This is a genomic window from Pseudomonas sp. WS 5027 (assembly GCF_012985695.1).
In the GTDB taxonomy this organism is placed as follows: Bacteria; Pseudomonadota; Gammaproteobacteria; order Pseudomonadales; family Pseudomonadaceae; genus Aquipseudomonas; species Aquipseudomonas hygromyciniae.
The window spans coordinates 265,814-290,172 of sequence record NZ_JAAQWU010000004.1; the positions used below are offsets into that span (position 1 = coordinate 265,814).

Below are 24,359 nucleotides of genomic sequence, written 5' to 3' on the forward strand. Positions count from 1 at the left end.
CCCATGCTTGATACCGCGAATGCCGTCAGCCTGACCGTTGACGGCCTGGATTATGGCGGCTGGAAATCGGTGTCGATATCGGCGGGCCTGGAACGTCAGGCCCGTGACTTCAATCTGGCGATCACCTGGCGCTGGCCAGGGCAGGCGGTTTCGATCCCCATCCGCCAGGGTGCCAAATGCATGGTGCGTATTGGTGGGGATTTGATTCTTACTGGCTGGGTGTTCGCCACGCCGATCAGCTACGACGATAAACAAATCACTCTGTCGATCTCCGGCCGGTCCCTGACCGCTGACCTAGTGGACTGCGCGGCCGTGAACAAGCCAGGGCAGTGGAAGAATCAAGGCGTCCTCAGCATCGTCAAGGCCCTGGCGGCGCCCTATGGGTTGGCCGTGCGCAGCGAGATCGCCGAAACCGGCAAGCTCTCGGATCACACCATTGAGCCGGGTGAGACCGCGTTTGAATCCATCGACCGGCTGTTGACTCTGTTTCGGGTGTTCTCCACCGACGATGCCAAGGGCATGGTGGTGTTGGCCAAGCCTGGAAGTGAGGGCAGGGCAGTGGACGCCCTGGAGCTGGGCAAGAACGTACTGAAGGCCAATGCAGAACTGGACTTCTCCACGGTGTTTTCCGAGTACCGGGTGTTGGGTCAGCGCAGCGGTACCGATGATGAGTTCGGTGAACAGGCCGCCGAGGTGACGGCAACGGTCAGCGATGACCGCACCACACGCAAGCGCGTGTTGATCATCCACGAGAGTGGGCAAATGACCTCTACCCTGGCCCAGAGCCGGGCCAACTGGGAGCGCGGCCAACGAATGGGCAAGGCGCTGGGTACCACCTACACGGTGCAGGGTTGGCGGCAATCGAACGGCGCGCTGTGGCGGCACAACATGCTGGTGCGTGTTGTCGATCCGGTGATCGGCTTCGACCGCGACATGCTGATCGCCGAGGTGACTTACTCCCTGGGCCCTGAAGGTACCATCACCACCATGCTGGTGGGGCCGCCGGATGGGTTTGAGCCCGAACCGCATGACCCGCACAAAGACAGAAAACTCAAGAAGGGCGGCAAGGCCGACAACTTCGAATACCTGCTGCCTGCTGATTGGAAACCCACCGAATGAGCCTACTCAACCGAATGCTGGTGCGCGGCACCGTGGTGCTGGTGGACTCGGCCAGAAAGCTGCAAGCCCTACAGATGCGCCTCACTGCTGGGGAGGTCAAGGACGGCCTAGAACATTTTGAGCCTTATGGCTTCACCAGCAACCCGCTGGCGGGTGCCGAGGGGATCGCCGCGTTCATCGGTGGTGACCGCTCCCACGGGGTGCTGCTGGTGGTGGCAGATCGTCGGTACCGGATTCAGGGTTTGGAGCCGGGGGAGGTGGCCATCTACACGGACGAAGGGGACAAAGTGCACTTCAAGCGCGGCCGCATCATCGATATCGAAACCGACACCTTGAACATCAAGGCCAGCAAGGCGGTAAACATTGATACGCCGGTGATCAACCAGACCGGCAAGATCGTCTCGGATGGCGACCAGATCGCCGGCGGTGTTAGTCAAATCAATCACCCTCACGGTGGCGTACTACGGGGGCCTGATCAGTCTGGGGCTCCGATAGGGGGTGGCGGATGATTATCGAGCCCAGCCTAGAGGCTTCACTGATCCGCGCCGTGGTGATCAGCCTGTTCACCTGGCGCCGCGCCGCGACCGATGACCCGGTGGACGACGATGAGCGCTTCGGCTGGTGGGGCGACAGCTATCCCACTATTGCCGACGACCGTATCGGCTCGCGTCTTTGGCTCCTGCGGCGAGTCAAGCTCACGGCTGACACCCAGCGTGATGCCGAATTCTACGCACGGGAAGCGCTGCAATGGCTGCTCGATGATCAGCAGGTGTTGGAGGTCGAGGTGCTCACTGAACGCGCTGACAGTCACCGCCTCAACCTGCGCGTGATTCTCACGGTACCCAGCGGCGCCCGTCTGCAAATCAACTCAAGCCAACTTTGGCAGGTGATCTATGCCGTTTGATACTCCTTCGCTCCCGGTGCTGGTCAACCGTACCCAGAGTGACTTGGCCGGGGACGCGCTGCGACGCTCCGATGCGCAAGTGTTGTCGCGAGCATTGAGTGGCGCAGTCTATGGGCTGTATGGCTACTTGGACTGGATTGCCGAACAGATCTTGCCCGACACAGCGGATGAAGAAACTTTGGAGCGCATTGCCAGCCTGCGCTTGAGTCAACCGCGTAAGGCAGCCCAGGCGGCAGAAGGTACTGCCAGCTTCACGGCTGCCGCTGGCCGGGTGGTGGATGTCGATACGGTGATGCAATCGAATGACGGCCGGGCCTATCGCGTTACCGAAAGCGTGCCAACGGTCGCGGGTACCAATACCGCCAAGCTGGAAGCGTTGGATGCGGGCACGCTGAGCAACATCGAATCCGGTACGGTATTGACGTTAATTCAGCCCGTCGAGGGGCTTGCCAGCACCTTCACGGTGTTGGCCCCTGGGTTAATCGGCGGTATCGCCCAGGAAAGCGTCGAGTCGCTACGTGCGCGGGTGGTGCGATCGTATCGCGTGATACCCCGCGGCGGCTCGGCGGACGACTACGAAACCTGGGCATTGGAGGTGCCCGGTGTAACTCGCGCCTGGTGCCGACGAAACTTCCTAGGGCCTGGTACCGTCGGGCTGTTTGTCATGAGCGACGAAGACGCCAATCCGATCCCTGATGCCGCGCAGCTCGCGGAGGTGAAGGCCTATATCGAGCCGTTGCGGCCCGTCACAGCCGAGCTGTACGTGCTTGCCCCGGTGCAGGTGCCGGTGGTGTACCAGATTCGCCTTACGCCAGACACCAGTGCCGTTCGTGCGGCTGTCGCAGTGCAGCTGCAGGACCTGCACAGCCGTGAGGCAGGGTTGGGCGATAAGTTGCTGATCAGCCACATTCGCGAATCGATCAGCAGCGCCGTCGGGGAGACCGATCATGAGCTGGTAGCGCCAACGACTGACGTTGCAGCCGCCAGCAATCAACTGCTGACTTTCGGGGGTTGCCTATGGCTGGATTAAGGACCGCCGAGCAATACCGTGCCCAACTGCAAGCACTGCTACCCGCTGGTCCTGCATGGGATCCGGAGCTGGTCCCCGAGGTCCGGCTGATTCTATCGGGGGTATCGCTGGAGTTTGCAAGGCTGGAGGGCAGGGCGTCGGACATGCTCAATGAGATGGACCTGGGTGGTGTGAGCGAGTTGGTGCCCGACTGGGAAAAGGTAATGGGTCTGCCAGACGAATGCCTGGGTCCGAACCCAGCGTTTGAGGATCGGCGCCTGGCGGTTCGCCGGCGTTTGGTGGAGGTCGGTGGACAGAGCCGTGCGTACTTCATTGAGATCGCCGTTAGCCAGGGATACCCCGGCGCAACTATCACTGAATATCGAGCGCCCCGTATGGGGCGTTCTCGTTTTGGCGCTGCGCACTTCGGAACCTGGGGTGCCCAGTTTATTTGGGTGCTGAACACCGGTGGGCGTCAGCGTGCAGGCCGACGATTCGGCGCGAGCTTCTGGGGGGAGCGGTTCGGTACCAATCCAGGTGACGCGCTTGAGTGCTTGATCCGTAGGCCGGCGCCGGCGCACACCGTTGTGCATATCAATTACGACTGAGGGGTAAAACCGTGGATTTTCCGAAAAGTGTGCCCAGCGTTGGGTTGGTAGATGGCAAATTTATTGATGAGGACGCTCTGTCAGGCACTCCTGGATCGCTCATCCCTTCTGCGTGGGGCAACGCAGTTACTTTAGAAATTTTAAATGTACTCCAGGCGGCAGGTCTGGTTCCAGACGAGGATGACAACGCCCAGCTCTTGGCCGCTATTTCGAGTCTTGTCGAGGGCGTGGCGCTTGAGTTTGCCAGCCAGGCGGAGGCGGTGGGTGGAGTGAACGAGGTTAAAGTGATGAGTCCACTTCGCGTGGCTCAGGCAATTACTGCTGCGTTGACAGCGGCAACGGAGTCCGCTTATGGACTTGTAAGGATTGCAACGCAGGCACAGACGAACACAGGTGCAACGGATGATGTGGTTATCACCCCAAAGAAACTGGCCGCATTTGTATCGAATTCCTTAACGGCTGCAACGGAGTCATCTGCCGGACTTATCCGCGTTGCAACGCAGGCGGAAACGAATGGCGGCGTGAATGACGGCGTGGCCGTAACTCCAAAAAAACTGGCCGCGTTTGTCTCTAATTCTTTGACCTCCGCAACAGAATCAGCTTATGGACTTGTAAGGATTGCAACGCAGGCACAGACAAATGCAGGTACTAGCGATGCGACTGTAGTTACTCCGAAAAAGCTTGCTTTGTTTGTATCGAATTCTTTAACGGCTGCAACGGAGTCATCTGCCGGACTTATCCGCGTTGCAACGCAGACGGAAACGAATGACGGCGTGAGTGACGGCGTGGGCGTAACCCCAAAAAAACTGGCCGCGTATGTAACATCCAAAAGCAACCTTATCGGTATCCAAGGCTCTTTTAAGAACCTTACATTGTCTTCTGGCGGGTCTGACCGTTATGTGTCAGCGGCTATTGATGAGTTGTTGGTGGAAGATACTAGTGGCGTTTTCTTAAAGTTGAGTAACATCTCGCTGACGATAGATACGACAGCATCCGGCGCTAATGGCCTGGACTCTGGTTCGGCCACGGCGTCCACGTGGTATAGCGTTTGGGCCATTAGTAATGCGACAGGGAGTGTCGTGGCAGGGCTTCTATCTATTAACGTCAACTTACCTGCATTGCCTGCAGGGTATACCCACAAAGCACGCATCGGGTGGATCAGAACAGATGCAAGTCTTTATCCGCTTCGCTTCTCCCAGTTTGGAAAGAGGGCCCACTACGACCTTGGTGGTAATGTTCCTTCATTCCCGACTGTAGCAACGGGCGCAGCCAGTACTGCAATCACCGTATCCCTAGCAAGCTTGGTGCCGCCGACAGCAAAGTATGCGCACTTGGTAGGGGGGACGGCGAACGGCGGTTACATTGGATTCGCCCCTGCCGGCGGGTTTGTTTCGACGCCTGGTGCGGGATACCTGAGCCCATCCCAGCCCAATGGATTTCCATTTGCTGGTGGGTATAACGCGTCTAGCCCGGTTCCAACAGCCGTTGGTACGATTAACTTGAGAAGTCTGTCGGTTATGTACTGCGCCACGGGCGCCACATCTATTCTTCAATGTATGGGTTGGGAGGATAACTTATGATTTATGGCGGATACGCAGTTCGGAAAGATGGGCAGGGGTGGCGTTCGGTTGATGGCTCAGAAGCTGATCCGGAAAACAAAGACTGGATCTATCCTGATTATGAAACCGAAGAGTTTTCGCAAGATACCCCACCTATTCCAATAGCTTCGCCAGAAGAGATTCTTGCTGCTGCAAACAGTCATCGGGACATGTTGTTGACCTTTGCCACGCTTCGAGTCAACCCGCTGCAAGATGCAGTGGATTTGGAGGAGGCTACCGAGGCAGACATCGCCAGTTTGAAGAACTGGAAGAAGTACCGGGTATTAGTGAATCGCGTTACTGACCAGGCAGCTTATCCTCACACGATAGTCTGGCCACCGCAGCCATCTGAATAAATCACAAATTCGGGCCGCTATTGAGCGGTTTTTTTTCGTCTGGAGAAAGCTATGCCGATAACCGAGCAACAGTTGCTGCAGATTCTCCCGAACGCCGGCCGCCAAGCCGGCGTTTTTGTTCCTGTGCTGAACGCCGCTATGGGCAAGTACGGGATCGTGACCACGCTGCGTATCGCCGCATTCATCGCCCAGGTCGGGCACGAGTCAGGCCAGTTGCGCTACGTGCGCGAGATCTGGGGGCCTACTGCACAGCAGGCCGGATACGAGGGCCGCGCTGATTTGGGCAATACCGTGACGGGGGACGGCTCCAAGTACCGTGGCCGGGGGCTGATCCAGATTACCGGGCGGGCTAATTACGCTGCGTGCGGCGAAGCGCTGGCCCTGGACTTGATCAATCACCCGGAGTTGCTGGAGCAGCCGCAGCACGCCTCGATGTCGGCGGCGTGGTTCTGGTCGACGAAGAGCCTGAATACCCTGGCTGACAAAGGCGAGTTCGTGAAAATCACCCGGCGGGTTAATGGTGGATTGAATGGCCTTGAGGATCGCCAGCGGCTGTACGCCCAGGCGCAGAAGGTGCTGGAATGACGCCTGGGCAGATCTTGGTGGCAATTCTGCTGGCGATGGCTATCAGTGGCGCCAGCACCTGGCAGGTGCAGGACTGGCGCTACGGAAAGCAACTGGCAGAAATCGGCGAGGCCCAGGCGCTCGCCCTCACAGAGGCTGGTAATACGGCGCGCCAAGAAGAGCAGCGCCGCCAATCGGCAGTGAATAAGGAGGCGAGTGATGTGCGAGAACAAAACCAGGCTGCTGCTGTGGCTGCTGGCACCGCTGATGCTGCTGGTGAGCGGCTGCATGTCGACGCCAAAAAGTTTGCCGCCAGTGCCTGCGCCGGTGACCCCGGAGCTGCCAAGCGAGGCGCGTCAGCCACCCGCGCCGCCATGGTGCTCTCCGAACTGTTCCAGCGGGCTGACAAAAGAGCGGGAGAGCTGGCAGCGGCGTATGACCGAGCCAGAATAGCCGGTTTGGCGTGTGAGAGAATTTACGACTCGATACACCGATGATCTGCAGCAAAACAGAGGGGCGGGGAAAACGGTTCTCCTGTTAGAGTTTCGTAAAAAATGTATTTTCAACGTCATTTACGAAATTTTTATAAAAATTCAAACCAAGCAAGGCGAATTCAGTTGGGTGTCGATTAGTTAGCATCTGACCAATGTGCGAAGTTGGAGGGTTGTACCAGTCTCCATGGTTCTTTACTGGGAGAGCCGCCGGATGTGGAGGGGTGTTTGTTATGACCAGTGGATCATCAGACTCAATAACCATTTCGCCGTCCTTGAAAGTTATTACGCAGGATCGTACCCCTTCATCCTTTGCAAAGTTTACTGATGTTGATCCGTCCTTGATTATGGCCAGATCCTGAATAGAGTGATTGTCTGCATCGCGTGCTGCCTTGAGGTAGCGTAGCAGCATGTCCTTCCTTCGCAACGCTAGATATTTTCCCTGCCATGGTTGAAATTTCGGCTGAAGATGAACGCAGGCTCGCTCTGTCTTGATCCATACCTTCTCAAGGTGAGTAAGAAAGTCTCTCCACTCCGACTCATACTCTTCGAATGTTGTTGATTGGGACATAGCAACATAGGCTTGTTCAGCGGCAATCAGATTCGATTTCGCGTGTCTCAAAGGATCAATCATTACGCACCCTATTGGTTTTACGGCAGGCATCATTCTCCAGCCCTTTATCTTGGCGTGCAAGCCACGGCGATTGGTGGCCGGGAACAGAAGCTTTTGCCCCGAAATCTATTCCGCAACCAGATTCAGCTACCCTGGAAATATTGACCTCAAGAGAGAAAAATTGTTAGTAGGTGCGGAACTGAATGGTGAATAACTTTATGATAAATAAAGGTTTATTTGTGGATTGCAAATCCGCCTACGCCGGTTCGATTCCGACCTCGGCCTCCACTCTTGAAAGCCCCGTAGATTAACGTCTACGGGGTTTTTTATTGCCTGGGATTTGACGATCACTTCCACAGCTAGCTCTTCTAACGCTAGCTTGAAGCGTTAATTTTTAGTGTCCTGCGTCTTAGATGGAACCCACACCCGATGCTGGATTGCGTCGGCTGTCCACTGACGGTCATAAGCGCTCGGTCGTGGCCGTCTGCTGTGGGCGGTTACTGCCTGTCTCGAAGGGCTACAAACGACCCAAAGCGAACACTCCGGCAGCCAGTCAGATTTGTCCACGAGACCAGGGGCTATTCAATTTGCTGGAAATTGTCCGCACCCGACTCAAGCAACCTCATTGGGCACTTGACGGCGACTCTTAGCTGGTAACGTGGCTTACGACCTCCTAGCATTAGGTACTTTAAGGTCGAACAACAACTCATCGGTTGCGCGATCGAAATGCTCGATAAGGAAATCCAGCAGTACACGCACGCGGGGAACCCGGTAACGACTGCCGTGTAATACCGCGTAGACGCCGGCCTCTCGGACACAAAATTCAGGCAACAGGACTTTCAGCCGTCCAGCACGGATATCGGCTGCCGCATCCCAAATGGTCTTACGTGCGATGCCATGCCCGGCCAATGCCCATGCGCGGGCGAGTGCGCCATCATTTGTTTCCCATGCCTGGCTCATGGGTACGGTGTGGTTCCATTCCTGACCATCCACCACAAAGTGAAAGGTGTTCAATGGACCTGCGCAAGTCACCAGCACGATGAACTTGTGGTTAACCAAGTCAGCAGGGGTCTGGGGGGTACCGTAGCGCGCCAGATAGTCAGGCGAAGCGCACAGTACTCGCCAGTTGGGAGCCAACTGCCTGGCGACCATCGAGCTTTCATGTGGCTGTCCAAACCGGATTGCCAGATCGACATCGTCCTGCACCAGATTCGACACCGAATCCGACAACGTCAGCGCCACGTACAGTTCTGGGTGCAATGTACTGAATGCCTCAAGCCAGTCATTCAAAAGATTGCGGCCAAAATCGGCAGACGCGGATATTCGTACCTTGCCACGCACCTCAGTTTGACTGGCTTGAAGCCCCGCTTCCGCCTCATCGATAGCCTGCAATGCGACCCAGCACTTTTGCAAATAAAACCGACCTTCTTCCGTGAGGCGCAACTGACGCGTTGTGCGATCAAACAATTTGGTGCGCAGCGCCGCCTCAAGCTTGATAAGGCGCGCGCTGGCCGCGGCTGGCGACAGCGCCAGTTTGCGTCCTGCGGCAGACAAGCTGCCGAGTGCTGCCGCTTCGACAAACAAGCGCATATCACCCAATCGGTCAGTGGCCACATTCAATTCCAATTTGATAGTCCATCAAATGGTAGGCCAATTATCAAATCAGAGGCAATTCATCACACTTATGTCTCCCATCCCGTTGAGCACAGGTCATGACCGGCAAATCACACTTTGAAAATGGCTCTTTCACGACATCGGGCAATACCGAATACCTGACTACCGGGCGTCTCCCACTGGCGGCTCTGTTGGCGCTGACAATGGGGAGCTTTATCGCCACCGCCAACGAAACGGTGCCAGCAGGACTTTTGCCGCAAATCGCCGAGGCATTTGGTGTGTCGCAAGCGTGGGCAGGTCAGATGGTGACACTATGTGCACTGGGCTCAGGGTTGGCGGCTATTCCATTGACCCTCGCGTTGCAAGGTTGGCGTCGGCGCTTGGTGCTATTACTGGCCGTCGGGGTGTTTTGCGCTTGTAATGCGGTGACCGCCCTGTCGCCCTGGTTTTCATTGACGCTGGCTGCTCGCTTTATGGTGGGTATTGCAACCGGTCTGGCCTGGAGTCTGCTGGCCGGCTACGCCAGACGGTTGGTCGCCCCACAACTGCAAGGTCGCGCTATGGCGCTGGCCATGCTCGGCATCCCGTTGGCACTTGCCCTAGGCGTACCGCTAGGTGCCTGGCTCGGCAAACTGCTGGGATGGCGTTGCGTGTTCGGAACTCTCTCAGGACTCAGCCTTTTGCTGATGGCCTGGATATATCTGAAAGTGCCTGATTATCCCGGACAACGTTCCGATCGACGCCTGCCGCTACGCAGGGTCTTGCAAACCCCTGGTGTGCGGCCCGTGCTGGCGGTGGTCATGCTCTGGATCCTGGCCCATTACACCCTCTATACCTATATTGCTGCGTTCCTGGCTTCTGTTGGATTGGCCGATCAGGTGGATCTGGGCCTTCTTTCATTCGGTATTGCGGCCTTGTTCGGTCTATGGATGATCGGCACGTTGATTGATGGCAGGCTTCGGCGTCTGGTCTTGCTCAGCCTGACAGCATTCACCCTGGTTTCGTTTGCCCTTGGGCTGGGTGACCTGCCCGTCACTGCGATCTACATCAGCATCGTCTTGTGGGGGATGAGCTTCGGTGGTGCGCCAACCTTATTGCAAACCGCCTTGGCTGATGTTGCCGGTGACGGCGCTGATATTGCGCAATCAATGCTGGTCACCGTCTTTAACCTGGCGTTTGCAGGCAGTGGTGTGATCGGCGGCGTTCTCTTGGAAACCTGGGGGGCAAGCGTTATTCCCTGGGTTGCGTTGGCGTTGTTGCTGCCGGCGCTGTTGATTGTCTTTCATACCTCGATGACCCCAGCGCAGAAATGTCCTCTATCCACGTTCAAAGTGGTCAAACGCTTGCATTAGTCATCGACAATGCTCAGAGCTTCAAGCGCCGCTGTCCTGAACAATTTGAAGCGCTTGTAGAGTGTGCAGCTTTTGTGAACTGGCGAACCGTGGTTGCTGGCGGCACCCCGCTCTTGGCACTTGCTTTCAATGCTTAAATGCTCTTCCACGTCAATCGACAGGGGTGTTATCAACGACTGCGACTGGGAGAAAGTTGACCGTCCGGAGAGGCTGCTATCAGCCAATAGCGGACATTTAAGGTACGAGTTCAGCTGCCGTTTTGCAGTAGTGCGCAGAGCGCAATATGCCGGCTCGATCTACGCACTTGAGTGAGAGGTGGCGGCCTATGAAAAGTATGAAAAGGAGACAGATTTATTTTTCTAACGTGTTTTCGATATCAGGGCAGGGATCATTGCCGGCCAAGCAGCCTTGAGGGCGGCGCAGACGTATATCAGGGATGTCTGCCAGCGACCCTAGGAGGCCCGGGTTTCGCTTTGTCTTTTTGCGGCCAGCTCTTTTTGACGGTTCTTCTTATCCGATTGGTAGCCCAACCAGAGTGTGGCGATACCGAAAAAAAACAGTAGTGCTATCTGATATATGGGCACTATTTTCTCTCTGAAAAATTAGATGCGCAGAAGGATTTGGCTGCATCGTGCAATATTTTTCCGAAGCGCTCAGGTGCGTGACGAGTGAGCGGCGATTTGATGGTGGGCTGATCAGGGCTTAAAGAAAAGAAAGACCTGCAAGCAGGCCGTGGTGGCCTGCTGCAGGAACATTCAGGAGTAGCGAGAGCAATAGCGTTTTTTGTTTTTGTAGATTATTAGGTTGCTACTCTCTTATGTTGATTTATTGTTTTTAAGATACGCTTCGGCAGCTCTCGCAGCGCCATCCCTTATAACTTTCGGATTTCTCAAGCGCTGTAACCAAATCACGACCGCCTATGCTGTTTTGGCAGTTGTTATGCTTTTCATTTGGTTCTTTTATCCCCTCGCATTGTTTTTTCAGGAAGGGGCTTACCACCGCCTGCTGCCTTGACGAAAGCGCTCTAAAGCCCTTGTCTACAGCTAGCTGGGCGAAGCTTTGTACGCTTGGTTTTTCACCTTGAAATGCGTTCTGCGCGATAAGGGCCGAGAAAATCTCTCGCTCGATAGTCATTCTTTAATCCTTTATTCAATCAACAAATTTGCTCATGTTTTTATTATTCTGAGCGATGCGAAAGCATACGTTACCATCGGGGGTAGTTTTATTGAACTGGGTTTCCATCCAGCTATAAAAGGCAAGGCTTCGCATTTTTGCTCAGTAAATGTTGGTTTCTTGGTGTTTAAAATATTTCAATAGGTCTTTGTTGCAATTTGTTTCTTGTTCGGGAGAGTGAAGAAGTTTCGCTTTGCACTTTAATGAGGTCGTGCGCCGTGGGAAGCTCCTGTCTTTCGCACTAAATTTAAGAATGACGATACTTCTTATGAGTTTCTATAAAGTTCCGCGATTCCCTATTTCGGGCTGTCGACAAAATTTCCACGGCAGGTACTGTGTGCGAAGCGAGCTAAACTGCCTTGACTAACTAACAGGGGGGGCGAAGTTCTCTAGTCTCCACAGAAGAGGCGGTGCGTTTGTGGCTAGAGGCTGGGTCTCTGGTCGAGTCGGTTCGGGAGTGGCAACACAAAGGCCTAAGCGACGAGGGCGCGACTCATCATTGAATCGGATGGATCAGGACCTTGAACGCGCACATTACCAACAGCTGTGCTCACCCGATACCACTCCAAGGCCTCTGAGGGCTCGCCCAGGTTCAGCGCCAATTGTTCCGCCTGCTCCTTTGTTGTGGCGGGGTCCAATCATTCCTGGGCCAGGTCGTGGGCGAGCACCACCGACCGCCGATCGTGCACATCGACCATGCCGCCTGCACTGTCGGCGGTAATGATGACGAACCCATCATGCTCGTTAAGTTCGACGCCGAGCTGTCCGGTCGCTGCGCTGAACTGGCCAATACTGGCTCACAGCGAAGGGTGACCATCCTGGCGTCGGATCAAGTCAGGCTGTTTTTTCGGTCCGCCCTAATCAACCCATTCGAACCAGTTGACCACGGGTGTGATTGCCCGATGTGGCCAGATCGCCCGGAAGAATGGGCCGCGGGCCACTTTCTCGACTCGAGCGTTTATCGGCGCAGCGCGGTCCTTGGCCCAGTGCGGCCGCCAACCCCAAAGCACCAGGTCTGCGTGCAGGGTTTCATCCTGCTAGTGATCGACTGCAACAGCTTCTATGCGAGCTGCGAGCTGCGAGCGCGGCGATGAAGCATTCGCCGATTTGACTGTCATTGATGGCCTGGATGCCCTCGGGCGGAAGATTCGCGCCCAGGTGCTGCGCGGTACTGGTATTGCGGTTGGCGTAGGCATCGCAACTACAAAGACCCTGGCCAAGCTTGCCAACCACACGGCGAAGCGGTTGCAGGCCCGGACCGGTGGCGTGGTGAGCATCACCGATCCGGCCAAGCGCGACTGGGTGCTGCGCAAGAAGTTCAGCATCGTGATTGAGAAGACCGCCCGGGAGTTGGCCGGCACGTCATGCCTGGAGCTGGACGAGCCCGACCCACCGAAGCCGGAGATCTGCTGCAGCCGGATGTTCGGTAAGCGCCTAACCGAGTTGCCGCCGATCAAGGAGGCGCTGGCCACCAAAATGTCCCGCAAGTAGTGCAGTCAACGCCATTTCTCGCAGCAACGCGGCTCGCGATGAAACAGCAACTTTACAGCGCTCGCAGGGTTCTATTGGCCCAAAGATAGGCTTGGGCTGTATCGCCGCCAATCAGTAGTCAGCCCGACAGCCAGGCCTCTATTTCTCACGCCTGCCAGAAACTGGAGGTTACTAACCGTTCATCGGGATTGAATGATGTCATGACGACATCATGCCGATATAGCTGTACAAGACTTGTACAAGCGTAAAACCTTGTACAGGTTTGGTCGGCCAGGAAATAACGCCACTACTCGTTGCCGTCGAACAAAAGAATACCTGCGCAGGATGCGGACGAAGGGCGAATACATACCCTTGCAGGTGTCCCTAAATTGCTCCTCCCATTACGCAGGTACATCATGCCATCGCACACTACCCGACTCTCTACACGGACCAGTCTCTATGCCGGCTATGCCAGCCTAGTCGCGTTTATGTTGCTGATCGCCGCCATCTCGCTGTACGCCCTGGCTAACAGCAATAAGGACTTTTTTCTCTACGTTAATGGCGTTGATGCACGCACCCGCATGGCCAACACACTGAACGACGCCGCTGCCCAGCGCGCGATTGCCCTGCGTAACATCGCCTTGAACAGCAATGTCACCGCGAGAGGGCAGCAGCGGGGCGCGATTGCCGTCAACGAACAAATGGTGACCAGCAGCCTCGCCGCGCTACGCCAGGCAATTGATAACCATGATGATGTGTCGCCCAAAGCACGTGAACTGTTCTCAACCATCGAGCAGGTCGAGAGCCGCTACAAACCGGTAGCGCAAACCATTGCCGAACACCTGTTCAAGGGTGAAAACGACGAGGCCCTGCGCATGGTCAGCGAGCAGTGCACACCATTACTGGCCGAGCTGACCCAGGCAATTGGCGAATACGTGCGCTACACCAACCAGAAGGCAGACCTGCAGGTCAGCGAAAATGACGCAAACTATCTGTCACAACGCAACCTGCTACTCGCCATTACTGCGCTGGCCGTCTTACTAGCAGCGGTACTGGGCTACGTCATCAGCCGCAACCTGCTGCGCGCGCTGGGAGCCGAACCGAGTGAACTCAACCAGCTCGCCCAGCGGGTTGCCCAGGGCGATTTGCGCGCTAGCGAGCGCACGATTGAGCCACCACAAGCCAGCATAATGGCCGCCCTGCTGAGCATGCAGGAGAACCTGCGGGACATGACCAAGGGCATAAACCTGTCTTCACAGACCGTGGCCGAATCCAGCCAGGAGCTTAGCCAATCGAGCCTGAGAAACGCCGAAAGCGTGGCCATGGCACAGTGCGAGGTCGAGCAGATCGTCACCGCCGTTCACCAAATGGCCGCCACCGTGCAGGATGTCGCGCGCAATGCCGAATCCGCCGCCAGTGCCGCCAGCGAGGCCGATAGCGCGGCCCTGTGCAGCCAGCAGAAGGCCAAAGATGCCGTCAACATGATCGGCGAGCTGGCCGATACAATCGAACAGTCCAACATGGCCATGGGCCGGCTGAAGAATGAAACCGGCAATATCGGCGGCGTGCTTGAAGTGATCAAGTCGGTGGCCGACCAGACCAACCTGCTGGCCCTCAATGCAGCCATCGAAGCTGCCCGTGCTGGCGAGGCCGGACGCGGCTTCGCGGTGGTAGCTGACGAGGTGCGCAGCCTGGCACAGCGTACCCAGAAGGCCACCTCAGAGATTGAGGGGCTGATCGCCAGTCTGCAGAACATTGCCGACGAGACCTCGCAGCATATGCAACGCTGCAAGCGCTCCAGTGCGCAGTCGGTGTCCGGCGTTTCCGAGGCCGGTGACGCGGTAAGCACGATCGTCAGCATGATCGAGCGGATCAACGGCATGAACCACCAAATCGCCGCTGCCGCCGAGCAGCAGAGTACCGTTGCCGAGCAGATCAGCCGGGGCATCGTGACCGTCAGCGAAAGCGCCGAGCAATCCGCTGCAGCCTTCCGCAGCGCTCAGCGGGAAAGCGAAGGACTGGCACGCACCAGCGTGACATTGCGAGAGAACATTTCGCGCTTTCAGCTCTAGGGGCTGTTGCCGTTTCATCGCGAGCCGCGTTGCTGCGAGAAATGGCCCCCGGTTAGGCGCAGGACGCAGGTAATGGTCCGAGTCCTGCAACACCAGCGAGTGAAACGGCAACAGACCTTACTACTAGCAGGCCGTAGGTATTGGGGGGTAGACCACGATTAAAAAGAAGGCAATCAAATGCGTCTAGGAATTCTTGGGCGATTCAACTTTTCCTCGATCACTTCGCGGCAGCGAGACAGCTGCCATCTGCGCGCCGCAGCATTGTGCGATCACCAGGGCGCTCCACTGTCCAAACTTCATCAGTGGGGCATCGGGCAATCCTACCGTGACCGACACCGTTTAGCGTCGGGTGCGATGACAACGCACGGCCGTTTGCCGTCCTCAGAATCAGCCCTGAAGATCGAGGTCATGAAACTGGTATTGGCCGGTGGGCATTCGTCTTTGCCAAAAAACGGAGCTCCCCGGCCGTCCACAAGCATTTTGTAGCCTGAGGTTGCGCAAACCGTCGTAGTTACGGTGCTGCGTCAGCGCCGGACAGCCGGGTGATCAGTGCCACAGTAAGGTAAAGCCTCGGAGCAATGCTCGACAGCTCGATGTATTCGTCATCGGCGTGCAATCCGGCACCGACGACACCCATTGTCTCCAGCACAGCCGGTTTCGCGCTCCCAGGCATGTATGCGTAGCCCGCATCGGTGCCAAAGCGCATGGCGATAGGCTCAATGTTGCGGCCTATTTTTCGGTAAAGAGCTTGCGCGACTTTCGCCAGTTCTTCGGAGCCCGGATTCTTGGCCAGCGGTGGGCGACCCTTTTCCAGGCGCAATGTCACTTCAGTGCCATCGATGAGTTTTTTCGCAGTGATGCGTTGGGCGTCGGCGAGTACGCGGTCAGTTTCACTCAGATCGGCGTAACGCATATCAGCCTCGGCCGAGGCGCTGGAAGGAATGATGTTGCGTTTCTCGCCGCTTTTTACCAACGTCCAGTTGACCGTGGTGCCTTTGGCCGGATCGCCAAGGTCCTTGAGTTGCAACATCTGGTGCGCGAGTTCCATGGCCGCGTTGCGCCCGGCTTCAGGTGCAGAACCTGCATGCGAAGACTTGCCCTTCACGTCGAGAAACACGCCGTTTATGCCGTTGGTAGCGACGGTTACCGCGTCTGTGTCCGGTGGCTCGTACGAGAACACGTAGTCCTGCTGACGAGCGAGCTCGGCGATGATTTTTTTCGAACCAGCAGAGCCGGTTTCTTCATCGGGATTGAATAGCACTGTCAGGGTACCGAAATCATTGAACTTCTGATCCTGCAGCAGCTGCAATGAATGCAGAATCATCGCGACGCCACCTTTGGCGTCAGCAACACCGGGACCATAGGCGCGCTCGCCGTCGAGCTTGAACGGGCGTTTCGCCGCTGTACCTGGCCCGAACACCGTGTCGTAGTGGACCATCAGCAGAAAGTTCTTGCTGCCAGTGCCTTTGAAAGTGCCCACGATGTTGTCGCCAGCGGAGGGGGTCGCAGGTGTCGTGGTGACTTCAGCACCCAACCCCTTGAGCCGCTCAACCAGCATCGCGCTGACGGTTTTCAGGCCGAGCGCCTGGCCGGTTCCGGTATCAATGTCCACCAGCTCTTTGACGGTGGCAAGATAGGATTTTTGTTCGGCCTCGGCTTTTTTCAGTAATTGGGGGGCCAAATCGGTAGCGAATGCGGTACAGGATAAGAATGAAAACGAGAGGGCGGCGGCGATGGGTGAAAGTCGCATAAGCATGCTGGCTCCTTCAGATCATTGCGAATTGAAGCGCCATCTTTACCCCATAAATTTCGTCAACGCCATCTATCGCTGCGGGCGTTCACGCAGACAAACAGCTTTTACGCCAGTTGCGAGCGTGTGTTCCGGCCAGGCTTAGCAAGGGTGATCATCGTAGTACTGAGCAACCATGATGGCTGTGTCATTGCCCGTGGGATGCCACTTGTGCCAGCGGTCAGGTTGGGGCACGTAGTCGTAGACGACTAAAGGATCCGCTCCAAACGGAGAGAATGCTCAGCAGCGAGTATGAAACACCTCCTGTGTGGCGAGATCTTGCACTGGGAGCTGCCAGGATAGTCCCACTCCCGTGTTTTGCACGGGAGTGTTTCACTCATTTATCAGCGCACCTTGAAACGGTTCATCAACGTAATCACCCGGCCATTGGCATCCAACAGGCTTTGCGTATTGGTTTCAGTGGCATGGCCACTTTCCACCAGCTCTTCGACCATATGTCGGATCTGCACCATGCTGCGGTTGATCTCCTCGGTCACCGCACTTTGCTGCTCGGCGGCGGTGGCGATCTGGGTGCTGAGGTTGTTGATATGGCTGACCGAGCCGGCCATTTCGTCCAAGCCCGTGTTGACGCGTGCCGTGGCATCCGCCGCCGACTGGCAACTGGCCTGGGTGTTTTCCATTGCCGTCACCGACGAACTCACGCCAGTGGTCAGGCGCGCCAACATCTCGTTGATCTGCGAGGTGCTGGCCTGAGTGCGTGCGGCCAACGCCCGGACTTCGTCGGCGACCACCGCAAACCCTCGGCCTTGCTCGCCAGCGCGCGCCGCTTCAATGGCCGCGTTGAGTGCCAACAGGTTGGTCTGGCCGGCAATCGCGCCGATCACGCCGAGGGTTTCGGTGATACGCGCGGCGTCCTGGCGCATGTTTTCCACGGTGTGGGTGGCGCTGGCCACTTCGCCGATCAGAGCGCTGACGCTGGTCGAGGCTTCGCCCACCACCACGCGGGAGCGGTCGGCGTGTTCGTTGGCGCGCTGGGTGAACGAGGCGGTTTCAGCGGCGTTTTGCGCGACAGTGTCGGCGGTGGAGCTCATTTCGGTGATGGCCGTGACCGTCTGATCGGTTTCCGAGGCGTGGCGCACCAGAATCCGGTTGGTCTGCGCCGAGGTCTGCTGCAATTGCTCAAGCCCCGAGGCCATGGCGCCCGTGGCTTGGGTTACTTCGCCGATCATGTTCTGCAGGTAGATGATAAAGCGGTTCACCGAGTGGCCGATGGCGCCCATTTCATCCTCGGCACGGATGGTGATGCGCTTGGTCAGGTCGGCATCGCCGGCAGACAACGCGTCGATATTGGTGCGCAGCGACTTCATGCGCTGCACCAGCTTGCGAATCGCATAGAACGCCAGCAGCACCAGCAGCAATACCATCGGGATTTGCAACAGCGCCAGGCTGCCGAGCACATCGTCACGCTGGGCGGTGATCAGCGAGGTGGGCAGGGCAGTGGCGAGGAACCACGGGGTGCCCTCGATTGGGCGCATGTAAAAGGTGCTGGCCACGCCCTGGTTGTCGAACTCACCGCGCTGCAGCGCCTGGTCGCGATGGGCAAGGGCCTTGCTGACCTGGGCGGCAAACGCCGAGGTGCCGGTCAGTTCGCTGATGTTCTTGAGCACCACCGGGCTGTTGATGCGCGTGCTGTTGCTGATGATCTTGCCGTCGCCTTCGACGATCAGCATCTGGCCGCCGATGTCTTTTTCCTTGCTGGCCACCAGCTCATTGAAAAAGCCCAGGGTCACGTCGATGGTGGCAACGCCGTAGGCCGCGCCGTCCCGCTGGATCGCCATGGCGCAGTTGGTGCGCGGCTCCTGGCTGGCGTCGTCCTTGTAGGCGGCGGCCCAGGCGCATTGGCCACGCGGCGAGGCGAGGCCGCCTTTGTACCAGCTCTGGTCGTAATAATTGGGTGCGGCGTCGCTGTTCCAGAACGTATTCACCGCCAGCTTGCCCGAGGCATCGCGGTGCCAGAACGTGCTGTGCTTGTTGCGCCCCGGCGTGCGCTGGTTGGGCAGCGGCCAGATACCGCCGCCGAAGACTTTCAGCTCGCCATACTGATCCACCAGGCCGGGCAGCACCTTGTCGATGGCGTCACTGTCGAGCAGCGGGATGGTTTGGGTGATGCTGCGTTGCTGGGCTTGAACCTTGTTGAGTTCGCCCTGGATCTGCACAGCCACCTCGGCGATGCGGTTGAGCACCACCTGTTCTTCAGTGTGTTTTAACGTGGGGGCGACCAACTGGCCGATGCCCACGACGGTGAGTACCGATAACACTAGGACGAACAGCACCAGGAACAGGGTATAGCGGGTTTGGATGGAGCGCAGTGTGGGCATGGAGGTCGTCCTTACGAAGCGTTTATTATCGACGCGGCTTTATTAGAGCTTCGTCGGGCTATCGGCTTGGTAAGGAAGAGCTTTAGGTACGATGGTACAAAGTTAATTGGCTTGACGGTGACCTTGCGCGCTTGAGCGGCGAGGTCTCCCATTGGGTACGGAAAAGGGGACGGATCTATTTTCAAATAAATCCGTGCCCTTTTTACGTAAGGTGTAAACGCGCCGGATTTGGCATTGCATTGCACGATGATTGGCACTGCCTATTTGGTTTCAACCTGCTGAGTTTGGCGGGATGTTTGGCACCTCAGGCCACTCGATTGTCAGGGGATAAGCCTGCAGCTCATGCACTCGGCTCAGTGCCAACCAATCCATCAGCGTAAGCGCATGTGCATGTGCCCGAGTAATTTCAGGGCACAGCGAAATGAAAGACTTGTTCGTCTTCATCACGCTTATTTGTAAAAGGATGGAAGCCCGTCATGGCGATGGCCATGACAGCTTTTTCGGCAAGCGGCTATTTTAAGGTATAACGCGAGTAATACCGAGCAGCCTGGAGAATTCGAGAAAACCACCGTTTTGCCGACCCCGAGATGTTTGTCATCTCTCTACTCGAGGGCTCCAAAACCTGAACGCTACATCATGAAAGGTGATGGTCATGTGCATTGTCCTTATAGCGTGATTTCCCAGGAAGGCAGCGGCAAGTTAAACAATACGCACCTGCAAACAAACCTGCTGGTAGATAACCTGCTCCGGCGTCCGCTTTGGGTCGATTGTAGTCAGTCGCGCAAGACCGGAGTCGCCCCTAACCGGCAGTGGCAAAAGGACCATCCAGGCCAAAGCGGCCGTTCGGGTTGTCTACGGCATGTGCTGGAGGCCCAGGCTTCAAACCGAGAACATTGCATCAATCTCTTTGCGATTGCGGCGTTAATAGCAGTGCGCTACTATCATCGCGATACATAAAAGCACATATAGTTAACTCGTTCTCTTGCCGGGCTCGCCAAAAAAACGGCGAATATATTACCTAGCTATCGCTGCTTTCTTAACGCATACGCCACGCAGGCGTTGGTGTAATTTAATTGCTGCTCTTAGGGATAATGGCTAGTGTTGCGCATTGATGTTGAGGTGAATTCGAAAGGATTATTGCTCGTGCTTGTTTGTTAGATATTCTTGCTTAAGTTTATATACGTTAATTTTTTCGTGGGGGTTAAGGGTGTCGGAAGAAGTAGTTAGTGATTTAGAAGCAGCGCATGACTATAGAAATCAGCTGTTAGAGCGATTAAATACTGATGATCCCAGATTCTATGTGCTTCCAGTAGAGCGTCTTGATGAGGCAGTTGATTTTATAAAAGGCCAGTATCCAGGGTTGGATTTTACAGATGTCGATTTGAAGTCCAATCTAGCCGATCTTAGTGCCGCAGGTGCGACTCGTAGTGAGTTTGATATGGAAGAGTCGCGATCTGAAATTGAACGGGTAGCAAAAAATATTGGATATAACCTTCATGGCGGGGTGTCGGCAGGCATCATTTATGGGGAGGGCGTTAGCGCGAAACAGCAAAAGGTTATGCTCACTGAAGCAAGTGTGATCTTTATGACCAGGCATCTAGGCACGTTGATCTATCGCCTGGCCAAATTGTTGGCCAGAACTCTGCCCCAGAGTGTTGATGCGGATGGAAGTAAAAGTATAATTTGGGCGCTCGACGAAATAAACGAGGTGCTCTACGCAGACAAGCAATTGCAGCAAGATTGGGACTTTTTCTTTGTGGATTACTCTCTTGATCCTAATTGTCCTTCCATAGGCGAAGCGCGTAAAGTCGAGAGCAGCGATGAGGCACACTTGATATTTGATCTGTGCGAATCAATGGAGTGGTTCGTACTAAGTCATGAGTATGGGCATCACATTATGCAACACTCGCTTGGCGGAGTTGCCGGAGCGCAGGGAGAGGAATATGAATTGGCAAAAGGGAAAGAGTGTCAAGCTGACTTGATTGGAGCTCACATATGCATGGCATTAGGTGCTCAAAATAATCGAGGATTGAACTTCAGTGCGATGTTCAATATTGGGGCGGTTATTATTTTGACAGTGCTAGATTGCGTAATGCGTGGTAGGTCAATTATGCGCTCAGGGAGTGATGATGACTTCTCGGATTCTAGTACACACCCACCTCTTGACTACAGGTTAGGCGCTATATCATTTATGCTTCGGCATATTTATCAAGAAGAGAAGCCAGGCTCTGAAGAGGAGGTTCAGTGGGCATTGAGTTATCAGAATAAAGCCAAGGAACTAATTGAGCATATATGGGGGCATTCCAAGAAGCATTTACATAAATGCTATCTACATGGCATGCGATCCAAATAGATAGGTGAGAAGAGCCCGATAAGCGTGCTAACGGAAAAGGGGACGGATCTATTTTCAAATAAATCCGTCCCCTTCTTACTGCTGGGTTTTGGAGCGCCAATCAGCGAAGACCCCAGCCAGCTTCAACCCACGTGTTCGAACCGCCGCCGCTTCAGGAACAACCCCACTCCCAGTGCAACGGCAAAGATCGACAGCAACCCCAGGTCCAGCCCAAACAAGCGGATTTGGCTCGCTGCAACGCAGCCGACGGCACCTATCGCGATCAGCAGTACCCCTAACCATTTGCGAAGGGGGTATGACTTGAGAAACCGATCGAGCAGAAAGAACAGCACCAGCGCAACGACCAGTTGGGTAATGTCAGACATGTGTTTCTCCCGTCAGGTCTTGATGATCAGTGTCGAGGCGGTGCGTTGCGGGCCGATGCCGCCATTCACCTGCGCCTCAATGCTCACCAGTACGTCGCCTGCATGATAGGTGGGCAGGGTTTCATTCCTAGTGGGCGCTTTTCGCCTCGCCAAAATGCAGCTCGCGCAGGCGTCCGCGTTCGCTGTCGGTGAGGGTGATCTGCGAGACGTTGAACACGATCCCGTGATTGCCCATGTATTGGAAAGTCCCTTCGAACTTCATCGCACGCATCCTTTCGAGCCAAAGGCGGGGATTGTCTAGAAAGCGCGCGCTGGATTCAAATCATTTTCCCTGGCTGGCAAGCCTGGATGCCCGGCCAGGAACACGTTAGATTCAGCCTCTAAAGGATGACTCACCCCCCGTGGAGTAGAATTTTGCGCAAACTGATTGTGGTGCTCATGCTCGGGTTCCCGTGCAGTTTTCCGGTAATCGCGGGTGATGGCAGGGCGGTAGAGGTCTCGGCCTTTGGCGCGGTTGTTTCGTCGAGTCTTGCTGTGACTCTTTTCCCTGTCACGCTGACTGAAGATAGCCAAGGAAGTAGCCGCAATAGCTCAAAGGGAGGCGATTCCAAGATAGTTGCCGCTCGCAATGATGCTGCCGCTTTCGTCGCGAGTGATGGGGTTATTAGAGGCGCGAGCCTGGAGGCGGCGTTCGAGGTTTTGCGTATTGGGGATGAGACGGCCACAGCCAGCGACATGACGCTGGCTGAAGCCGTTTTGGTTTACGAATCGCGCTAGCGAAATAGGGCCTTGACCACTTTTAGCCAATCTGCCCACTGGGTTTGTGCGTCCTACAGTCCCGTGGTGCCGTGGGGTTAAATCTTGAATTGCTTCAACAGACCTTCAAGGCGGTGACCTATGGCGTATAGCTCGTCGACGGTTTGCACGCCGTTTTGGGTCTGATCCGCGACGCTTTCAATCGTGCGGGCTATTTGATGGACGCTTCGGTTGATTTCCTCGGCCACTGACGTCTGCTCCTGCGCGGCGCTGGCAATGTGCGCGTTCATTGCATTGATGGTAACGATCAGTTCGACCGCTTTGCCCAGCGACTGGCCAGCCTGTTCCGCGTGCAGGCTGGCGCCATTGCCCGCTTCGCCGGAGTGGCTCATCGCGGTCACGACCTTGGTGGTGGCCTGGTTGAGCCGCTCGATCATGGCCTGGATTTCCTGGGTGCTGAGTTGCGTCCGGCTGGCCAATGCGCGTACTTCATCGGCCACCACGGCAAACCCGCGCCCTGCGTCCCCGGCCCGTGCCGCTTCGATCGCGGCATTGAGTGCCAGCAGGTTGGTCTGCTCGGCGATCGAGCGGATGACATCCAGCACGGTGACAATGCCTTCTACATCGCCTTGCAGGCTTTTCAACGACACGCCGCCCGTGGACAGGTCCGCAGTCAGCGTGCCCAAACGGGCGATGCTTTCATTGACGACCTGCCTGGCGTGCTGGGCCTGCATATCGGTTTCGGCGGCTGCATCTGAAGCGCTCTGGGCACTTACGGCCACCTCATGCGCAGCGGATGACATTTGATTGATTGCGGCGGCGACCTGATCGGTTTCCTGGCGTTGCTGCTCCATGACGTGATCGATGCACTTGCTCTGTTCGGCCACTTGGGTGACGGACTCATTCAACTCTCGGGCCATGCTGACGATCTGGCTGACCAGCCCATGAATCTTGTCGCAAAAGGCATTGAAAGACACGGCTACCTGTCCGAACTCATCGTGGCTGGTGGGTAGGCGCCGCGTCAGATCGCCTTCGCCAGCGGCGATTTCATCGAGGTGCTCGCGGATCCGCGACAGGGGACGCAGGCTGTTTTTCACCAATACCCAGCCCAGCACGCCGATGATGCCCAGTGCAATCAAGGCGATGACGGTTATCCCATAGACGAGGCTGCGCACCCGTTGATGGATTTCTGCGCGCACCTGGGCGACCTGGCTTTCGATGCTGTCGAGGTTGATCGCGGTGACCACCACCATGTCCCAGGTGGGTAGGTAAAAACTGTAGGCCAGTTTTGGGACCACCTTGTCGGTATTGATCAAGGCCCCTGAATACGTGACGAAGTGGCTGCCGTTCTTCGCTGCGGCGACCATTTCCCGGTTCAGGTAAACCCCGTTCCTGTCTTTGCGGTCACTCATGTTGGTGCCGACGCCTTCGCTGCTGTCGCCACGAAACAGGCGCACGACCTGGCTGTCGTAACCGATAAAATAGCCGTCGTCGCCGTACTTCATCTTGGACAGTCGTGCGATCGCCAGCGCACGTGTTGCCTTGTCGCCCGTCTGGGCCTGCGCATAAAGGTCCGCCACCGAGGTTTGTGCAAGGGAGGCGTAGTCCTTCAAGCGTTCCCGGCTTTCATCGAGCAAACGCTCGCGGGTCTGCGTGACTTCCTGCTCGGCGCTCGCCAGCAGGGTGGCGCTTGTTGTCAGTGCCAGCACCGTGGACAACAGCACCACGGGGGCCAGCACCAGGATCAGTACTTTGTTCTTGAACAGCATGTTGGGTTGTCCTTACCTGAACCTTTTGGAAAGCGGCCGCAAGGG

At 56.3% G+C, this 24,359-nt stretch carries 21 protein-coding genes and 4 pseudogenes; 15 read left to right on the plus strand and 10 right to left on the minus strand.

Going from position 1 to position 24,359, the window contains the following annotated elements:
- Positions 1-3 precede the first annotated feature (3 nt).
- Genes HBO09_RS07725 through HBO09_RS07765 form a run of 9 tightly spaced genes read left to right on the plus strand, consistent with a single transcriptional unit; the run spans position 4 to position 6,655 of the window.
- A complete protein-coding gene (locus HBO09_RS07725; protein ID WP_170060897.1) occupies positions 4-1,119 on the plus strand; it encodes a phage baseplate assembly protein in 1,116 nt (371 codons plus the stop codon).
- Complete coding sequence (locus HBO09_RS07730; protein WP_170060898.1) at positions 1,116-1,628, plus strand: phage baseplate assembly protein V; 513 nt, start codon at positions 1,116-1,118, stop codon at positions 1,626-1,628. The genes HBO09_RS07725 and HBO09_RS07730 overlap by 4 nt, the downstream gene beginning before the upstream one ends.
- On the plus strand, positions 1,625-2,023 hold the full coding sequence (locus tag HBO09_RS07735) for a phage GP46 family protein (RefSeq protein ID WP_170060899.1): 399 nt from the start codon (positions 1,625-1,627) through the stop codon (positions 2,021-2,023). The genes HBO09_RS07730 and HBO09_RS07735 overlap by 4 nt, the downstream gene beginning before the upstream one ends.
- The gene (locus tag HBO09_RS07740; protein ID WP_170060900.1) at positions 2,013-3,053 is read left to right on the plus strand and encodes a baseplate J/gp47 family protein; all 1,041 of its coding nucleotides are present in this window, start codon (positions 2,013-2,015) and stop codon (positions 3,051-3,053) included. Before HBO09_RS07735 ends, HBO09_RS07740 begins: the two co-directional genes overlap by 11 nt.
- Entirely contained in the window at positions 3,041-3,640 is a 600-nt protein-coding gene (locus HBO09_RS07745; RefSeq protein ID WP_170060901.1) for a putative phage tail protein, read from the plus strand. Before HBO09_RS07740 ends, HBO09_RS07745 begins: the two co-directional genes overlap by 13 nt.
- Before the next feature lie 11 nt (positions 3,641-3,651).
- Entirely contained in the window at positions 3,652-5,220 is a 1,569-nt protein-coding gene (locus HBO09_RS28630; RefSeq protein WP_178121771.1) for a hypothetical protein, read from the plus strand.
- Positions 5,217-5,594 carry a tail fiber assembly protein gene (locus tag HBO09_RS07755; RefSeq protein WP_170060902.1) on the plus strand — a complete coding sequence of 126 codons (378 nt, stop codon included), beginning with the start codon at positions 5,217-5,219 and terminating at the stop codon, positions 5,592-5,594. The genes HBO09_RS28630 and HBO09_RS07755 overlap by 4 nt, the downstream gene beginning before the upstream one ends.
- 51 nt (positions 5,595-5,645) lie before the next feature.
- The gene (locus HBO09_RS07760) at positions 5,646-6,179 is read left to right on the plus strand and encodes a glycoside hydrolase family 19 protein (protein ID WP_170060903.1); all 534 of its coding nucleotides are present in this window, start codon (positions 5,646-5,648) and stop codon (positions 6,177-6,179) included.
- Positions 6,176-6,655 carry a DUF2514 family protein gene (locus HBO09_RS07765; protein ID WP_170060904.1) on the plus strand — a complete coding sequence of 160 codons (480 nt, stop codon included), beginning with the start codon at positions 6,176-6,178 and terminating at the stop codon, positions 6,653-6,655. Before HBO09_RS07760 ends, HBO09_RS07765 begins: the two co-directional genes overlap by 4 nt.
- Positions 6,656-6,695: 40 nt before the next feature.
- Here HBO09_RS07765 and HBO09_RS07770 read toward each other — a convergent pair whose 3' ends face one another.
- Positions 6,696-7,283: a hypothetical protein gene (locus HBO09_RS07770; protein ID WP_170060905.1), complete on the minus strand. Its 588-nt coding sequence runs from the start codon at positions 7,281-7,283 to the stop codon at positions 6,696-6,698.
- 642 nt (positions 7,284-7,925) lie between these two features.
- On the minus strand, positions 7,926-8,876 hold the full coding sequence (locus tag HBO09_RS07775) for a LysR family transcriptional regulator (RefSeq protein WP_169999372.1): 951 nt from the start codon (positions 8,874-8,876) through the stop codon (positions 7,926-7,928).
- Between the two features lie 98 nt (positions 8,877-8,974).
- Here HBO09_RS07775 and HBO09_RS07780 point away from each other — a divergent pair, with 98 nt between their 5' ends.
- Positions 8,975-10,228, plus strand: coding sequence for an MFS transporter (locus tag HBO09_RS07780; protein ID WP_262381192.1), 1,254 nt, complete (start codon positions 8,975-8,977; stop codon positions 10,226-10,228).
- 834 nt (positions 10,229-11,062) lie between these two features.
- Here the strand turns inward: HBO09_RS07780 and HBO09_RS07785 are convergent.
- Positions 11,063-11,362, minus strand: a complete 300-nt coding sequence (locus HBO09_RS07785; protein ID WP_169999329.1) for a hypothetical protein — start codon at positions 11,360-11,362, stop codon at positions 11,063-11,065.
- Between the two features lie 512 nt (positions 11,363-11,874).
- A pseudogene (locus HBO09_RS07790) lies at positions 11,875-12,426 on the minus strand (SOS response-associated peptidase family protein); the annotation flags it as partial.
- A 64-nt stretch (positions 12,427-12,490) separates the two neighbouring features.
- Here HBO09_RS07790 and HBO09_RS07795 point away from each other — a divergent pair.
- Both HBO09_RS07795 and HBO09_RS07800 read left to right on the plus strand, forming a co-directional pair.
- Positions 12,491-12,874 (plus strand): annotated as a pseudogene (locus HBO09_RS07795) (DNA polymerase V subunit UmuC); the annotation flags it as partial.
- A gap of 413 nt (positions 12,875-13,287) precedes the next feature.
- Positions 13,288-14,943: a methyl-accepting chemotaxis protein gene (locus HBO09_RS07800; RefSeq protein ID WP_169999330.1), complete on the plus strand. Its 1,656-nt coding sequence runs from the start codon at positions 13,288-13,290 to the stop codon at positions 14,941-14,943.
- 511 nt (positions 14,944-15,454) lie between these two features.
- Here the strand turns inward: HBO09_RS07800 and HBO09_RS07805 are convergent.
- From HBO09_RS07805 to HBO09_RS28825, 3 genes and pseudogenes are all read right to left on the minus strand, one after another.
- Positions 15,455-16,699 carry a M20/M25/M40 family metallo-hydrolase gene (locus HBO09_RS07805; RefSeq protein ID WP_169999331.1) on the minus strand — a complete coding sequence of 415 codons (1,245 nt, stop codon included), beginning with the start codon at positions 16,697-16,699 and terminating at the stop codon, positions 15,455-15,457.
- A 377-nt stretch (positions 16,700-17,076) separates the two neighbouring features.
- Positions 17,077-19,071, minus strand: a complete 1,995-nt coding sequence (locus tag HBO09_RS07810) for a methyl-accepting chemotaxis protein (protein WP_169999332.1) — start codon at positions 19,069-19,071, stop codon at positions 17,077-17,079.
- A 360-nt stretch (positions 19,072-19,431) separates the two neighbouring features.
- Positions 19,432-19,561 (minus strand): annotated as a pseudogene (locus HBO09_RS28825) (GNAT family N-acetyltransferase); the annotation flags it as partial.
- 146 nt (positions 19,562-19,707) lie between these two features.
- Here HBO09_RS28825 and HBO09_RS07815 point away from each other — a divergent pair.
- Positions 19,708-20,028: a hypothetical protein gene (locus tag HBO09_RS07815; RefSeq protein WP_169999333.1), complete on the plus strand. Its 321-nt coding sequence runs from the start codon at positions 19,708-19,710 to the stop codon at positions 20,026-20,028.
- A 250-nt stretch (positions 20,029-20,278) separates the two neighbouring features.
- Positions 20,279-21,424, plus strand: coding sequence for a hypothetical protein (locus tag HBO09_RS07820; protein WP_169999334.1), 1,146 nt, complete (start codon positions 20,279-20,281; stop codon positions 21,422-21,424).
- A gap of 122 nt (positions 21,425-21,546) precedes the next feature.
- Here the strand turns inward: HBO09_RS07820 and HBO09_RS07825 are convergent, their stop codons facing one another.
- Entirely contained in the window at positions 21,547-21,789 is a 243-nt protein-coding gene (locus tag HBO09_RS07825) for a hypothetical protein (protein WP_169999335.1), read from the minus strand.
- 12 nt (positions 21,790-21,801) lie between these two features.
- Positions 21,802-22,051 (minus strand): annotated as a pseudogene (locus HBO09_RS07830) (hypothetical protein).
- 152 nt (positions 22,052-22,203) lie between these two features.
- Here HBO09_RS07830 and HBO09_RS07835 point away from each other — a divergent pair.
- Positions 22,204-22,566, plus strand: a complete 363-nt coding sequence (locus tag HBO09_RS07835) for a DUF2388 domain-containing protein (protein ID WP_262381193.1) — start codon at positions 22,204-22,206, stop codon at positions 22,564-22,566.
- Positions 22,567-22,643: 77 nt separating this feature from the next.
- Here HBO09_RS07835 and HBO09_RS07840 read toward each other — a convergent pair whose 3' ends face one another.
- Positions 22,644-24,314, minus strand: coding sequence for a methyl-accepting chemotaxis protein (locus tag HBO09_RS07840; protein WP_169999336.1), 1,671 nt, complete (start codon positions 24,312-24,314; stop codon positions 22,644-22,646).
- Positions 24,315-24,359 lie beyond the last annotated feature (45 nt).